This window comes from Bacillus sp. ME78, assembly GCF_903970865.1.
Classification (GTDB): domain Bacteria; phylum Bacillota; class Bacilli; order Bacillales; family Bacillaceae_G; genus Bacillus_A; species Bacillus_A cereus.
In genome coordinates, this window is the sequence record NZ_CAJCKK010000021.1 from 1 (window position 1) to 14,982 (window position 14,982).

Here is a 14,982-nt window from a genome sequence, read left to right on the forward strand (position 1 = left end):
TGAAACCACCGCTCCACAAACTGTATTTGAGGATTTTACAAACAATCATAATAAAACATTAATTCAGTTATTCGTTGTCGGTATGAGTGCACCCGTTCAAGTAACTATTCTAACAAGAAGATCTAGCGTACCAATTACTACTACATTACAACCTGTTCAAACAAAAATATTTCAAGTTGAAGATTTTCAAAGTCTTACTCTTACAAAGCAGGAAGGTTCTACTAGTGTAGTTAGTTTATTTGTTCAAAAAACATTTTGTATATGCTGTAACGATAATAACGATTCATGTGATAAATATTACCACGAATGTAATTGATATATTAAATCACCAGAAAAGCCCTTTATATAAAGGTTTTTTTTCCTTTTACTCCCCTCATTTTCCCGTTTTTTATTATGTTTCCTAACTTACAGTAATGTCCTTAAAAAAAATTTCATATATATTTATCAAACGCACTTTAAAATCCCAGAGTTTCAAATAATTTCAAAAGTCGACTGACCAACAATATTCGACTTATCTTTAAAAACTTATTAAAAATAACTTAGATACAAAAAGGCTACGTTTTATATAAGATAAAAAATTATCTTACGCAAAGGAGCTTGATTATTTGTGAATTACCAAAATGATAACAACTCTAACATTCACAAACCTTGTTCTTGTCCATCTCCCACGGCTAACAGTTTAAATGTTGTTCAAACTACCCCATCAATAGTTTCTGTAAACTCTGCGATTCCACTAGATACCGTGGTAAATTCTAATGGCACGGCAATCTCATTCACACCACCAACAACTGTTTTACTTGAAGGTGGAAGAACCTATTTGGCAATCTATGAAGTGCAAGTTATTATTCAAACAGGAGGTAATTCGGCAGGTATCACTATGTATCTGAATAATAATCCAATCATTGGCTCAGGTACTTCTCTAGGATATACTGCAGGATTCACTTCTGTATCAGCACCCGCAATTTTCACTACACCTTCAGGTATAACAAGTACTCTTACTATTAATGTAGGACCATATTCTAATACATTAAATACATTGGGCTTGACTCTTGCTGTTGTAGCATTAACATAGTTAAATCTAATACTTTCTAAAATAAATTTCTTTGTCCTTTAACTGCGGTTTGGAGTTAACCTCTTAGAACTCACTATAACTACATATAGAAAAAGATTATTATCTAGATCAATAGTATTGGGTGACTCGGCTGACACAATTGCTGAGTCACCCATTTTTTATAATAAATTAACGCTTTTGTTTAGTTCTAATTTTTATAGTTAGATTAGATAAATTTGTTTCTTATTATCTCAAAATACAATCACACCCAATTTATATCATGCATCTACTGGATATAATCTGATATTCTTAGAGAGGATGATATACATATGTCTAGAAAAGACAGATTCAATTCACCTAAAATAAAATCTGAAATTTCAATTTCTCCCGACCTAGTCGGGCCTACTTTCCCACCAATCCCATCATTTACTCTGCCTACTGGCATTACCGGACCTACTGGCAACACTGGGCCTACCGGCGACACTGGACCTACCGGACCCACATTTAACATTAATTTTCGTGCAGAAAAAAATGTTGCACAGTCTTTTACTCCTCCTGCAGATATTCAAGTATCGTATGGTAATATAATATTTAATAATGGTGGAGGGTATTCTTCAGTAACGAATACATTTACAGCCCCTATAAATGGTATCTATTTATTCAGTGCCAGTATAGGATTTAATCCAACTTTAGGTACGACTTCTACTCTAAGAATAACTATAAGAAAAAATTTAGTATCCGTTGATATACAATTTTCTGCAGCAGAAAGCGGAACTTTAACTGTAGGCAGTAGTAATTTTTTTTAGTGGCGCATTATTACCATAATGAAAATCTTAAAATATAATAGCTACAACAAATCTCATACATATAGGAGGACCTTAATGATTCTAGCTCAAGAAAAGAACATAAAATTAATTATGCATTTTCTTACCTTATTATCTTTTTTTATTCTTATTTTCTTTAGCATCACAATTTTTTATATACCGTTGATTTTTTATTTTGTATACAAATCACAAAACATTCGAAAAAACATCCTGGAAGCTGTGTTTTATCAACTATTCATTTGGATAATTACAGTAATTTGGAATCTCTTCGCAATAAGAATCTTAATGCTATCCTTGTCTAATTTAGACTTGACTTCAAATAATACTTTGATTATTTTCGGCATAGCTCCTTTATATCTAATACTGTTCCTTTTGTTAATTTTCGGGCCTATAAAAGGGATTTTATATGTGCTACAAGAAAAAGAGTTTCATTATCCTATTATTTCTAAATGGATTAACAAATAAAATCACGTGTAGAAGAATTCAGAGTTTTACTGAATTCTTTTTTTATGGACCTTTCAAAGTCTTTTACATATTCCTCCGTTCCTTCTTTTAAATAAAATCCAAATTCTATACCAATTAATTGACTTATATTTAATTTTTTGGGATTTCATAATAATATTTACCTATAAAATCATTACCCTTATATAAGGAGCCATGAGCCTTTCCACTCATGGCTCTTTTTTATTACGATTTTCATTTCACATCTACACGATTTTGACTAGCTTCTCGACTAAGTCCGTCTGGATATCTTGTTGCTAATTTAGATATATTCATTTGAGCAATATCTCCTAGGGTATATCCCCTTTCGTGAGACATGATTGAAATGTAGTACAAGATGTCCCCTATCTCTAAAGCGATTTTATGTGTATTTCCTTCTTCTTCTCCTGGACAATAAGCTGGATCAAATCCATGACCATGAAAAATTGCTTTTTTTACAACATCAGCAACATCAGCAACCTCACCAACTTCTCCCGTAAGCCCTAATGCTGCATTTAAAACAAATCTACCAAAATCGTTATTTGTATTCCATGTACATAATGTCGCTTCTTGATATTGATCTAATTCACAAATTTGATTGATATTCATTACAGCTTGTCATTCCATTGATTCACTAACTAATCTGGTTGTTTCATATACACCGTTTTCCATAGCGTTCATTTTATTTTCCCTTCCTATTTAGCAAATTCCTAATCCTTTTTGAGGTAAGTTCGATGACTGGTATAAATCTTCAAATTCATTTATCTAATTTACATCTGTTAACTGAAATTCAATAAGATATTCTCTTTCTCCCAAATTTCGTTTTAATCTTTCTAAGTCTTCATTGCTTATTACAAATCGCTTTGAACTAACGATTGATGGATTCATTTGAACATCACGAACACATGCTGATATCGTAAATTCTTGTTCCATATTATTTTTTATAATCCATATTTCATCTCCAATATGCAAATTGTATTTTTGCATAAAATAAATCGGTACACCTATTTCCCCTTTACTAATCTGTATCACTTTATTATTTAAATCTAATAAAAAATCAAAATTAGCGTTTTGTTTCACGGAACTAATATCTATTACGCTATTATGTTCGCCTTATTTTTATTTTGTATAAAAATGTTATACCCGTTTACTTGTACTTGGATTATCTCTGCCGTTTGCTACTTTTTTACAAACGGAGTTTTTTCTACAAAAGAATTAATTGACTTTTGATTTACTTCTCCGGCATGCATTTGTACGAAATGCGGTGCGTTTGATACTTTAACCAATCTCTCCATTGAGTTCAATAGATTTAAAACGGTACTTGAAGCACTAGCCATTAAAAGACTTGATAACATGATAAACATGAATAAAATGGTAATTATCATTTTATTTTGAGAAAAATCTCTTTTTAATATTCTCCTAATCATATAAAGCTAGTTCCCTTCATTAGATAGTATTTTCTTCGTCACAACCGCTAGTAATATCATTATGAAACTAATAACTAATATAGGTAAATAAATTTTCATGCTGAATCCTTCAAACATAAAACCATAAACGACTTGCCCAATCGGTGCCATACATTGAGATACCGCTGCTATAATTGCCATCACTTTTCCTAGATTTTCATTTGGTGTTTTCTTTTGGACTACAGTAATCACATAGATGGATACAATTGTCATAATCATCGCAATTAGAATAGAAGAAAGTATAAAGAGGATAAATGGTGGATAGATTCCTAAATTAAGAATAAATGGTGTAACCGAGAGTGCCACTGGTATGACTAATAAAGCTATGATAAGCATCCAATTATATAATGTTTTCATCTGTAACTTTTTAGCAAAGAAACCGATTGACAATGCCCCTAATATGGTTGCAAAATCAATTAATCCCATTCCAATTCCATACATCATATCGCTACTCTGCATAGTTACTCGTAATATAATAGGTCCTCCGACAACAAATAACGGTGTCAAAATTAAATTTAGTAAAGCTGCAAGTAACATAGCCTTCAAAATAAAAGGTTGCTTTAAAACACAAAGAAAACCTTCTTTCATATCTTTTACAATTGTCGGTACGATATGGCCTTCCTGTATTCTTTTTATAAATGGTATTGTAATAAACATTTGTAAAATCGCAGATAAAAAGAAAGCAAAACAACTTGTTATTACGAGCATTTTCAAACCAATTATGCCGTATAATAGTCCTCCTAGTACAGGTGCAACTATATTAGATAATGCTTGCACACCATTTACGATACCGTTCGCTTGTTCTAACTTTTTCTCTGGGACTAATTGCGGAATACTTGCCATAACAACTGGTGCGTACATTGCACTAACGACTGCTAGTAAAAACATAATTGTTCCAATCAATAAAATTGATATCGATTCAGTTAATAACAAAACTATAAAACTTAATACAATAGCAGCGTTTATAAAATCCAAAATGACCATTACATTACGGCGGTTGAAACGATCTGCTATCGCTCCGCCAAGAGGAGCTAACAAAAACGGGATACTTGTTACGGCATATAACCCTGCAAATATATCGGCACGTCCTGTTATATCTAGCACATATAAAGACAGTGCAAAACGTAATAGTGTTGAACCTAAAATAGTAATAATTTGACCACTTACCATTAAGTGAAAATCTTTCAAGGAAGATTGAATACTTGCTGGCATCCTCATCACATCCTTCATTTAGTTAGACCGACTGCCGGTCGATAATACTCAAACAGAAAATCACTATTTCTGTTTAAGTAAAACTTCCATCATATAATCAAAAGATCCCTCTTTCGCTCCGACAGATGCTTCCATCATTTTGATATAAGCTTTAGCTCTGTTTATCATTTCTTCCGGTTTCCACTGGAATAAACCATCATCAAATATGACTTGTGCTGAAGAGAGTAATAATTCAATTGTTTCTCGTGGGTATGGAGTAGAAAATATGCCTTCTTCTATTCCTTGCTCTAAAACTTCCGTTAATACAGGAGATAAATGTATAATGGATTGCACTAAACTTTTCTGATGCATTTCTGCATTATTCGGTTGATGGAATTGTTCAATCATTTTTTCTTTTACATCTCCTGATTTTGGTGATTGTTCCATTAAAATTTTAAATAACTTATCTAAAACGGGGATATCGGGATTGGAGACAATCCTTTTCGCCTTAGTGACATCCTCTTTAATAATCCTCATAATGATTTCATCCATTACTTCCTCCTTCGACTTAAAATAATGATAAAACGTCCCCTTTGCTATACCTATTTCTTTTAAAATGTCATTTACGGTTGTTTTCGTATAACCTTTCTTAAGAAACAAACGCTCAGCTGTTTCTAAAATTTCCTTTCTACGCTCCTCATACTCCTTTACAATTCGCATTCAAGTTCTCCTTCCCACCTGACCGACTGTCGGTCTATTAAAATTATATGTTTAGTTTGCAAAAAGTTTCCTATTATTGTATATACAACATCCTACTTTCTATTTCCTTTATAAATTTTTATTTTTTAACGTACGCTCAATTTGTTTAAAACGTATCTCATGTTTTTTATCGTCACCTTTCATTTTAGGAAAAGAACGATGCCCTCCGCTTGACCCTATTTTTCTCGATTCTTCATCCAGACGCACAACACTTTGTAGTTTTTCAGCTCCTTCACCACAAGTCAGCGCATCTCCTTTACATCGATGACTTCAAAAAATGACAATTGATTCATACGACACGGTTCCCCTCCGTTCGATCTATGTTCTTATCAATGGAGTATTTTGTTGAGTTCCAATATGTAATATTGCATATTTTGTACTTTTAATTTTTGCACATGCGATAATTTATTTATAAAAATATAATTATTAATAAGGGTGATTTATATGAGCAAGTTCCGAAAGAAAATGATTAAATATTTGCAAACATTTTGGGGATGCTTAGCATTTGGTGTATTAATGTTTGCTATCTTCTTAATTACGGATTTAACAGATGCATCTTTAAATACATTAGGCTGGAGAGACTGGCTAGGTTCTGTAGCAGGCGCAACCATTTTATCTGTTGGAATATTTACTTTAAATAAATTGAATTTAAAATAAATATTCGGTCAATACTGTATGTAGGCTGTATGCCAACATTCATTTAAAGTAGTCTTCTCTGTATCTCCTTGTATTGAGCAGTTAGCTTTTGCTAGCCGCTCTTTTATTTTGTTCCGGTTCTTGCCTCTTAAAGAACTCTTTATCTACTTTCCCCCTAATAAGTACACATATCTTATCTATTCCCCATTACTACAAAATGAAATCTGTATTTTGTTTTACGCGTCGCTTCTTCAATCAGCCAAGATACAATATTAAAATCATTAGCATCACCCTTTAAAGATGTTCCGTTCCAAAAGCATTCTTTCATCACTTCAAGTAATTCTTCAACAGCTTCAATTCATCTCATATTCATTTTCCCTTTCTTCCAAATAACTATTTTGTTTTACTAATTAGCTGATTAATTTCACAAACACCTTTATCAAACATTCCACGTTTCTTCACCCCGTGAATATTTTTCAAATAAAAATACATACTATTTTCAAGCCGCCGTGTCCACGGCTAATACCTCTTTCTTTTGTTACAGCAAAAGCAGGTAGGTTCTTCACTTATCTGCTTTTGCTGTATATTTTTTAAGAAATCGAAAATAATACCAACAAGCTGTTTGAACTAGCAGCTTCACTCTTCTCGCAATGGGGATGCAAATTATCACAATTAGCTAACTCATTGAACTCACTGGCAAACAACCAAAATCGTTGTCTGCTTTTTGTATGAGATTTTTCGTTTTACATATACTACTTTTGAACCTGCAGACCAATACGAGCCATTTTGGCGCTTGGGATTTCCCTTCCGGGGATAAGTATTTTTTACTTATCCCTTTTTTGTATAGACACGTATATTTAGGGTAAAACTAATTACAAGCAGATTTTCTGTTTATGCGTAGTTCTAAACAAGATTACTTTTTCTCCTATTAAAGGACGGCAGGTACGACTGCTAGTCCTTTTTTCTTATTCCGCATATTATCACTACATTACCTTCATCGTCGTAAGCAATTTTCCCATAAGGATGGCAGTGGTGCTTCTCGAGTTCCTCATCGATCAAAACTAACAAATTAATTTTCCAGTTTCCAACGATCGTACCCCAATACGAGTTTAATCCTTCATAAACTTCTCTTGTTCTATTTCGATAATTGCGGAATGTATAATGAAAATACTCGCTCGCTTCAATACCTTTTCTTTTAACCAAAGTGTTCTGCTGAATGACAGTAATACCCTTGCTCTACTGGTTTTGAACTATAAAATTTCCTTTATAAATTTCAAATACGGTGAATGAAATTTTTTCTTGCCATCATCCTTGTTGTATACAAACAAAAAAAGAGCCACAATATTTCGGGACTCTTTTACAATTATAACCATTTAACGACCGCGTCTTTGCTGACCTTGCTTTGTACTACCTTTTTTATTACTTGGCTTATTAAATGATCGGTTATTTTCATTTCTAGAACTATTTCTCGAACTATTTCTTGAATCACTTCTTGAGCTATTTCTCGAATCACGTCTTGATTCACTTCTTGAACCTTCGCGGCTATCTCTTTGACGATTTTGACCTGATTTCTTCGGAGCCGGCTTTGGTACCGGTTTTCCATTTTCATCTACACGTTTTATCTTCGGTTGTTCGATCATTTCTCTTTGTATTGGTGCACCAAGCGTTTTTTCAATTTCTTCTAAATGTTTTTCATCTTTCGCTGCAACGAACGTAATTGCAAGACCTGATCCACCTGCACGTCCTGTTCGGCCAATGCGATGAATGTAACTTTCTACATCTTCAGGGATATCATAGTTAAATACGTGCGTTACGCCATCTACATCAAGTCCACGAGCTGCTACATCCGTTGCGATTAAGTACTGAATTTTAGCTTCGCGGAAACTCTTCATAACTCTTTCACGCTTCGCTTGAGGTATATCACCATGAAGTTCAGCACAATTATAACCTAGTCCTTTTAAATTATCATAAAGCTTACTTGCTCTAACCTTTGTACGACAGAAAATAACTGCTAAAAATGGCTGATCACGATCCATAACAAAACGAAGTGCATCTGGCTTTGCACGGTCTGTCGTCTCAATGACACGCTGCTCAATTGTATCGACCGTTACTTCTTCACTTTGTACTTGAATCATTTGCGGTTCATCCATATAACGCTTCGCTAATTTTTTAATATCTTTTGGCATCGTTGCTGAGAATAACATCGTTTGTTTACTACCTGGTGTCTCATCTAAAATATCTTCAATATCATATAAGAAACCAAAATAAAGCATTTGATCCGCTTCATCTAGTACAATCGTTGAAAGATTACTTAAATCAATTGTTTCACGTCGTATATGATCTAATAATCGTCCTGGTGTTGCAACAACAATATGTGTATTACCTTTTAATTTTCTCAACTGTTGCGCTACATCTTGTCCACCATAAATCGCTAGTACATTAATATCTTCTCTTTGAACAAGCATTTTTTTAATTTCAGCTGTAATTTGCAGTGCTAGCTCCCTTGTTGGTGCAACAATTAAAGCCTGAACATCACTAGACGCTGGATCGATTTTTTCTAAAATCGGTAACACGAATGCAAGTGTTTTACCTGTTCCAGTTTTTGCTTGACCAATTATATCTTTACCAGACAGTATTACCGGAATCGCTTTCTCTTGAATTGGTGTTGCTTCTGTAATTCCATTTTCACGTAATGTATGATTAAAAGTTTCACTAATTCCTAATTCTAAAAAGTTTTTCAAATAGACCACTTCTTTTCCTTATTTTTCACATTAGCTTTCATTGTACCATTTGTTTCGCCAAATATGAAAAATAAAAAAATTCTTATCTTCTTTTTTTATATTCATCCTGTACTAGATGAACAAATTCTTTTTGCTTTTTCTCAGATTTTATTAATGCTTCCATGTTAGTAGAAGACAAAATGAACTTCTTAATTTTTCTATTACTCCAAATTAAACTTGTATACTTCGGATCTTCATGTAGATTTCGAAACCACTCTAATTCACTTAATTTTGCGATATGGTGTTTCAATTTCATGTCATTTCGAGGATAAAACAAAATTATATCCATTATTACATCAAGCAATAAACTCATCTTCTCCCCTCCTATACATATATATTTCAAATTTACGGAAACATAGTTAAAGGGTGATGGAATTGAACACTACATTCATAAAGATATTTTGCATATTTTTCTTACTATATTTTCAGTCGACCTCAATTATTATGGCAAAATCTCGAACAAATGTGATAAGTGAATTTAAACAAGCTTTACTCAAAAATGATAAAAAATTAATGCAGTCATATGTAACAGAAGGAGTTGAACTACCTACTTTCCAAAAGGAAAAACCTATTCATGAAATTAAAATAGTACCATCTCCAAAAGAAGATACTACAATTCTTATTTCTTATTTCAAAGGCACTAATGATGAATTTACTGTCGGTTTCATTTTAGAAATAGTAACAAAAAATAATAAAATATCTCAAATCAATCAAATTTATGATGGGAATCCACTTATGAAAGAAGCTACTATCGTAAAAGAATATGAAGTGAAGTGTAAGGAACATATACTTACTCCTACAAAATTCCCGTTCGAAATTCACGAATTTCAAGGGTACATTTATAACGATTACTTAAACCTCCAATATTACAATGAAGATATTAATGGGATTTTTAAAATCACTGTTTCACCAGTTCAAAACAAATTAGGCTTCTATGTACCTAGTGGAGCTAAGTTCTACAGCTTAAAAAATAATATAAAAGCATTATATAATCCTCATTTTGATTCAGCATATGAGCTTATCTTTCAGCAGAATGGTTTTCAATATACAATTGCAATTGGTAACAAACGCTATATACAAGGTAAATATAACGTAAAGGATTTAATTCAAATTGCAGAATCTATGAATTAAAAAACCAATCTTTTCTATATCAAAAAGATTGGTTTTTTATTATTTTATACAGTAAGTTTTCCTCCATGATAGCAATAATACTGTGCTGCTTTAAGACTTTTAATCCTATTTAAAGACTGTTCCGACCTTTCTATATCTAAACAAAAATTCGGATTAGCTATAACTAATTCTCGATTCTCTTGAACCGCTGCATCTCCTGTAATTACACAGTCTAAATTCGGAAAATATAATGAAATATGCCCCGAGGTATGTCCTGGCGTTGCCACTACTTGACATTCATTATTCGAAATCATTTGACCATCATGTACTTTTTCATCGACGGAAATATGTTTTATATTTTTTAACTGTTGTATAAACCATTTGCCAAATTCTTTTTCTTCATTTGGCATACGTTTTAACATTTCTTCAGCTTGAACTAACCTCTCTGATTTTATATCACCATTAATATAGTTAGATTCAATTTCACTAGCAATAACATTAATATTTGGATATTTCACTTTAAAATCATATACAGCCCCTATATGATCGTCATCATAATGGGTAATAATTATATTCTTTAAGTTTTTCATCTCATATCCATGTTTTAATATTGCATTTTCAATTAAAGGTAAAAAACTTGGATATCCTGTATCAACTAACGTTAATTCATTATGTAATATAATTAAACTTGGATAAATACATTGTTTTTGCCCGTTAAATTCGAATTCAATTGGTAGTTCTATTATTTTCATTTTTCTTCCCCCATACCGCTTATAAAATGCATAATAATAACTAAATCACCCACATACATCTTACAATATATATACTATGTAACGGAACACTGTTCAAAATAATCCACATTATATTATTTTGAACAGGTATTCCCCTATTTTTATGGAAATATATAATTAAGAAAAACAATAAAATTGATTAATCTCTCACTTCTTTGTCCATCCTTTTAAAAAATCTATGTTTTTGTAAAAGGAGTGTTTATATGGAGAAACAGACACTTTGGAAAAAGTTCAAAAAAAGCTCTGTAAACCTCGGTAAATCCAGCGTATATGAAAGTATTATTTTATTCTACACAATGAAAAAGAAAGAATTACCTACTAAAGCGAAATTCATAATATTAGCCGCTTTATCTTATTACGTATTAACAATCGATTTCATTCCAGATATAGCTGCTATTATTGGGATTGGATTATTAGATGATGTTTTAGCAATCGCTGTAGCGCATAAATACGTTATGAGACACGCAGATGCTGAAATTCGAGAGAAGAGCAAAGTAAAAATGGAGTCATTATTTACTTCAGCACAAGCATAATTAAACTAACTAGTCATTTACCTACCTTTTTACTTTCAAAAAAAGCTAACTGTAATTAATGATAGTTCCACCTCACTGAATATTACCCTTTACCATGCGACCATTGCAGAATAAATTCCTAACTCAGTACTCAAACCGTAAACAAATAGGGTGTCAGCACTTGTTCCTAAGTTCTGGCACCCTTTTGTTTGTTCTTATTTATATCTGTTATACAGTTGCACGTGTCCCCCTATACAAAACTGCTATTGCCGCGACTATAAGGATCACACCCATAAAAGCAGGTGCAGCATGACCAAGCGATACATAGATTTGCCCTCCAATAATAGGACCAATCATTCTTGCTAAAGCTTGAATAGATTGGCTTCCACCTTGAATCCTTCCTTGTTCACTAGAACTAACAGACTTTGAAAGCATCCCGTTGAATGAAGGCCCGAAAATTGAATCACCAAAGCCGAACATTAACATTCCGACGATAAGTAGTGGATACACCGAAAACAAAGCTGATGCTGCAATAAAACTGTAGCCTATAATCTCCGAAACCATCCCAAGAATTGCTATTTGTTTATCACTAAGCTTGATTAAAAGCTTTGGCATGATAAAACTTTGTGAAACAATGTCTTGAAAGCCCAAAATTGAAAACATAAGTCCGATTAATGCAGGTTTCCAACTGAAAGTATCCATTGTAAATTGTGTAAAAATTGCTTGTAAAGATCCGTTAGGTATCCAAAGTAAAAACGCCGAGACAAGTAACCATTTTAAATTTTTCATGGAAAGTATGTTTGCTAGCTGTGCAAAAGGATTCAACCTTACAAAAGTAATCTCTTTCAATCTATTATTTTTGTCAAGGCTCTCTGGCATATATTTCATCCCATATACAACATTTAATAAAGTTATGATTGCTCCAAAATACAAAGGTACAGTAGCACCAAACTTAGCAAGTAATCCTCCAAGGGTTGGGCCAATGATAGTTCCCGCACCTACAACTGCACTCACCCATCCAAAGTATTTCGTTCTCTGCTCTTTTGGAATAATGTCTGCAAAATATGCGAAGATAGTACTTATGCTCCCGCCTGTTATTCCTTCTATTATGCGTCCAGCAAATAGTACCCATAAAGCTCCTCCTATACCAAAAACTAAGTACCCAATTGCAGAACCAAATAAGCATATTAAAAGTAATGGACGACGCCCATATTTATCGCTTAAAGCTCCGAGTACTGGGGCAGCTAAAAACACGCAAGCCGCATATACGGAAGTTAGTAGTGTAACAACTAATGCTTGTTCTTCTGAATTACTTATATATGGCTGTACTAAGAATGGAACTACAGGCATGATGATACTGAAACCTATACCACAAAGAAATACAGAAATAAGTCCGAATAGTAAAGCATGTTTATCTATGTTTTTTTCAGTTTCCCTTTCATTTTGTGATCTAAATATAGACATTTAACTTCTCTCCTCAAAACATTTTGTTGCTGTGTCAACAAAAATAACATGATAAAAAAGCAGCCTATTCTCATTAGAGTAAGGCTGCCCGTAAAAGCCCGATTGGTGAGGGCTGATAATCAGTGGAGATGAAGAAAACCCCCACTGATTAATGTTTCACTTTATTATTAAAATGTATTACGATTTAATATGTACACCTTGTTTCTTTATTTCTGCATCCAAATGTCTACTATACTTTTCCACGAAACGAATTATACTGTCGAATTCTTCTTCAGTTACTTGCTCAAATACAGCTTTATCCCGCTCTTGAAACTCTTTGTGCAGATCTTCATGGATTTTATAAATTTCTTTCCCTTCTTCCGTAAGCCTAAAATAAATTTCTTTCTTATTTTCTGACTTTTGGTAGCTTTCAATAAGGCCTTTTTGTATGAGCTTCTTAGTCATTCTACTTATAGCGCCGCGAGTCACATAAAAAGCCTCTGCGAGTTGTGTCACGTTAGAATCTGCATTGTTTTCAATATATTCAATGCAGTGAACTTCAGAAGACTTAAAACCTTTAAGACCTTCTTCCATCTTATCTTTATTAAGCCAAACCAGCTTATTATATAATTCCCTGAATCCGTTCATGACCTGTTCTTCTTTATTCATGACCTGCCCTCCTCACCGCTCATTAGCACATTAAAACTATTATATTAAATTTCTGCTTATGTTTCGACAATATTGAAATAATTATTGTAACATTAAAGATATGTGTAAAAATAGACGCTTAAATAAAACAATTCATTAAACAGCAAATTCTGCAAACTTATTGCTACTTACAGTAAACGGTAGACAAAAAGTAAGAGCTAAGATCATTTCTCTTAGCTCTTCTTTTATAAAACTATTTCACTTCATTAGCGACAAAAAAGTGCTCACATACACTTGATATGCGCTGTAAGTCCACGTTCCCACCAGATATAACAGCTACTACTTTTTTCCCTTTTATATAACTATCAACTTTTCCTGCAAGAAGTGCAGCAGTTGCTAATGCACCTGCACCTTCTACAACAGCTTTCCCACGTTGTAATAAATCTTTCATCGCTACTTCCAGCTCTTTTTCTGATACAGTTACAATATCATCTACTAATTCTTTTACAATTTCAAATGTTAATTCCCCTGGTATTTTAACTGCGCAACCATCTGCAATAGTAGGCGCCTCATAATGTTCTACGATTGCTCCTTTATCGTAAGATGCCTTCATTCCATGAACACTATCTGCTTGGACACCAATTATATTAATGGATGGATTAAAAGATTTTAATGCTACAGAAATACCAGAAATAATTCCGCCTCCACCTATTGGTACAATAACAGTATCTACATCCCACATATCATCAAGAATATCTAATCCAATTGTACCTTGACCAGCCATTACCTCTACATCATCATATGGATGTAAGTATGTCTCACCTGTTTCCCTTATAATTTCTTCACATTTTGCCTTTGCATCATCAAAGGTTTCACCATGTAAAATCACTTCAGATCCATATCCTCTAGTTGCTTCAACTTTCGCCTGCGGTGCAGAAATTGGCATAACAATTTTACTCTTAATACCGAGTAAATGAGCAGATAATGCAACTCCTTGTGCATGATTACCTGCTGAACATGCAATGACACCTCTTTCTTTTTCTTGATCCGTGAGCCGTGACATTTTATTAAATGCGCCACGGAATTTAAAAGAACCCGTTAATTGCATATTTTCTAATTTCAAATGAATTTCTCCGCCCGTTTTACTAGTCAAGTAAAAAGATTTTACTAATGGCGTTTTACGAGCATTTCTATCTAGAATCTTGTGAGCTTTTTTAATATCGTCTATATGTAATGGGAGTTTTCTAGTTATCATACTTACACCTCTTCCAATGTTCTATTCCTAAGTTTT

Annotated in this window: 15 protein-coding genes and 2 pseudogenes; 7 read left to right on the forward strand and 10 right to left on the reverse strand. The window is 33.1% G+C overall.

Annotated elements, in window-relative coordinates; genetic code table 11:
- The 4 genes from H6481_RS20115 to H6481_RS20130 form a co-directional block, all read left to right on the forward strand.
- Positions 1 to 316: exosporium protein D (locus H6481_RS20115; RefSeq protein ID WP_182812944.1), on the forward strand; the 316-nt coding region annotated here is incomplete at its 5' end.
- A gap of 291 nt (positions 317 to 607) precedes the next feature.
- On the forward strand, positions 608 to 1,072 hold the full coding sequence (locus tag H6481_RS20120; RefSeq protein WP_182812946.1) for a hypothetical protein: 465 nt from the start codon (positions 608 to 610) through the stop codon (positions 1,070 to 1,072).
- A 308-nt stretch (positions 1,073 to 1,380) separates the two neighbouring features.
- The gene (locus H6481_RS29065; protein WP_182812948.1) at positions 1,381 to 1,857 is read left to right on the forward strand and encodes an exosporium leader peptide-containing protein; all 477 of its coding nucleotides are present in this window, start codon (positions 1,381 to 1,383) and stop codon (positions 1,855 to 1,857) included.
- Between the two features lie 75 nt (positions 1,858 to 1,932).
- Complete coding sequence (locus H6481_RS20130; RefSeq protein WP_182812950.1) at positions 1,933 to 2,340, forward strand: DUF4870 domain-containing protein; 408 nt, start codon at positions 1,933 to 1,935, stop codon at positions 2,338 to 2,340.
- Positions 2,341 to 2,571: 231 nt separating this feature from the next.
- Here the strand turns inward: H6481_RS20130 and H6481_RS20135 are convergent.
- From H6481_RS20135 to H6481_RS20155, 4 genes and pseudogenes are all read right to left on the reverse strand, one after another.
- Positions 2,572 to 3,036, reverse strand: a pseudogene (locus H6481_RS20135) (nucleoside triphosphate pyrophosphohydrolase family protein).
- A gap of 87 nt (positions 3,037 to 3,123) precedes the next feature.
- Positions 3,124 to 3,782: pseudogene (locus H6481_RS28930) on the reverse strand (ABC transporter permease); the annotation flags it as partial.
- 6 nt (positions 3,783 to 3,788) lie between these two features.
- The gene (locus tag H6481_RS20150; protein WP_182812954.1) at positions 3,789 to 5,033 is read right to left on the reverse strand and encodes an MFS transporter; all 1,245 of its coding nucleotides are present in this window, start codon (positions 5,031 to 5,033) and stop codon (positions 3,789 to 3,791) included.
- Between the two features lie 63 nt (positions 5,034 to 5,096).
- A complete protein-coding gene (locus H6481_RS20155) occupies positions 5,097 to 5,732 on the reverse strand; it encodes a TetR/AcrR family transcriptional regulator (protein ID WP_182812956.1) in 636 nt (211 codons plus the stop codon).
- A 483-nt stretch (positions 5,733 to 6,215) separates the two neighbouring features.
- Here H6481_RS20155 and H6481_RS20160 point away from each other — a divergent pair, with 483 nt between their 5' ends.
- Positions 6,216 to 6,428: a hypothetical protein gene (locus H6481_RS20160; protein ID WP_000033157.1), complete on the forward strand. Its 213-nt coding sequence runs from the start codon at positions 6,216 to 6,218 to the stop codon at positions 6,426 to 6,428.
- Between the two features lie 1,352 nt (positions 6,429 to 7,780).
- Here H6481_RS20160 and H6481_RS20165 read toward each other — a convergent pair.
- Together H6481_RS20165 and H6481_RS20170 are read right to left on the reverse strand one after the other, a co-directional pair.
- On the reverse strand, positions 7,781 to 9,157 hold the full coding sequence (locus tag H6481_RS20165; RefSeq protein ID WP_182812958.1) for a DEAD/DEAH box helicase: 1,377 nt from the start codon (positions 9,155 to 9,157) through the stop codon (positions 7,781 to 7,783).
- A gap of 73 nt (positions 9,158 to 9,230) precedes the next feature.
- The gene (locus H6481_RS20170; RefSeq protein ID WP_182812960.1) at positions 9,231 to 9,500 is read right to left on the reverse strand and encodes a hypothetical protein; all 270 of its coding nucleotides are present in this window, start codon (positions 9,498 to 9,500) and stop codon (positions 9,231 to 9,233) included.
- Positions 9,501 to 9,562: 62 nt separating this feature from the next.
- On the opposite strand from H6481_RS20170, the gene H6481_RS20175 reads away from it, so the two are divergent.
- Entirely contained in the window at positions 9,563 to 10,318 is a 756-nt protein-coding gene (locus H6481_RS20175; protein ID WP_346655887.1) for a hypothetical protein, read from the forward strand.
- A gap of 44 nt (positions 10,319 to 10,362) precedes the next feature.
- Here H6481_RS20175 and H6481_RS20180 read toward each other — a convergent pair whose 3' ends face one another.
- Positions 10,363 to 11,049: an MBL fold metallo-hydrolase gene (locus tag H6481_RS20180; RefSeq protein ID WP_182812964.1), complete on the reverse strand. Its 687-nt coding sequence runs from the start codon at positions 11,047 to 11,049 to the stop codon at positions 10,363 to 10,365.
- A 242-nt stretch (positions 11,050 to 11,291) separates the two neighbouring features.
- On the opposite strand from H6481_RS20180, the gene H6481_RS20185 reads away from it, so the two are divergent.
- Complete coding sequence (locus H6481_RS20185) at positions 11,292 to 11,621, forward strand: DUF1232 domain-containing protein (RefSeq protein ID WP_000415089.1); 330 nt, start codon at positions 11,292 to 11,294, stop codon at positions 11,619 to 11,621.
- Between the two features lie 207 nt (positions 11,622 to 11,828).
- Here H6481_RS20185 and H6481_RS20190 read toward each other — a convergent pair whose 3' ends face one another.
- The 3 genes from H6481_RS20190 to tdcB form a co-directional block, all read right to left on the reverse strand.
- Complete coding sequence (locus H6481_RS20190; protein WP_097987530.1) at positions 11,829 to 13,064, reverse strand: MFS transporter; 1,236 nt, start codon at positions 13,062 to 13,064, stop codon at positions 11,829 to 11,831.
- 177 nt (positions 13,065 to 13,241) lie between these two features.
- Entirely contained in the window at positions 13,242 to 13,712 is a 471-nt protein-coding gene (locus H6481_RS20195; RefSeq protein ID WP_001030896.1) for a MarR family transcriptional regulator, read from the reverse strand.
- Positions 13,713 to 13,944: 232 nt separating this feature from the next.
- Entirely contained in the window at positions 13,945 to 14,946 is a 1,002-nt protein-coding gene (tdcB, locus tag H6481_RS20200; RefSeq protein WP_182812966.1) for a bifunctional threonine ammonia-lyase/L-serine ammonia-lyase TdcB, read from the reverse strand.
- Positions 14,947 to 14,982: the final 36 nt, after the last annotated feature.

Excerpts from the sequence above, each read along its gene's own strand:
- H6481_RS29065 (WP_182812948.1), top strand. The coding sequence starts at position 1,381 with ATGTCTAGAAAAGACAGATTCAATTCACCTAAAATAAAATCTGAAATT.
- H6481_RS20130 (WP_182812950.1), top strand. The coding sequence starts at position 1,933 with ATGATTCTAGCTCAAGAAAAGAACATAAAATTAATTATGCATTTTCTT.
- H6481_RS20150 (WP_182812954.1), bottom strand. The coding sequence starts at position 5,033 with ATGCCAGCAAGTATTCAATCTTCCTTGAAAGATTTTCACTTAATGGTA.
- H6481_RS20155 (WP_182812956.1), bottom strand. The coding sequence starts at position 5,732 with ATGCGAATTGTAAAGGAGTATGAGGAGCGTAGAAAGGAAATTTTAGAA.
- H6481_RS20160 (WP_000033157.1), top strand. The coding sequence starts at position 6,216 with ATGAGCAAGTTCCGAAAGAAAATGATTAAATATTTGCAAACATTTTGG.
- H6481_RS20170 (WP_182812960.1), bottom strand. The coding sequence starts at position 9,500 with ATGAGTTTATTGCTTGATGTAATAATGGATATAATTTTGTTTTATCCT.
- H6481_RS20180 (WP_182812964.1), bottom strand. The coding sequence starts at position 11,049 with ATGAAAATAATAGAACTACCAATTGAATTCGAATTTAACGGGCAAAAA.
- H6481_RS20185 (WP_000415089.1), top strand. The coding sequence starts at position 11,292 with ATGGAGAAACAGACACTTTGGAAAAAGTTCAAAAAAAGCTCTGTAAAC.
- H6481_RS20190 (WP_097987530.1), bottom strand. The coding sequence starts at position 13,064 with ATGTCTATATTTAGATCACAAAATGAAAGGGAAACTGAAAAAAACATA.
- H6481_RS20195 (WP_001030896.1), bottom strand. The coding sequence starts at position 13,712 with ATGAATAAAGAAGAACAGGTCATGAACGGATTCAGGGAATTATATAAT.
- tdcB (WP_182812966.1), bottom strand. The coding sequence starts at position 14,946 with ATGATAACTAGAAAACTCCCATTACATATAGACGATATTAAAAAAGCT.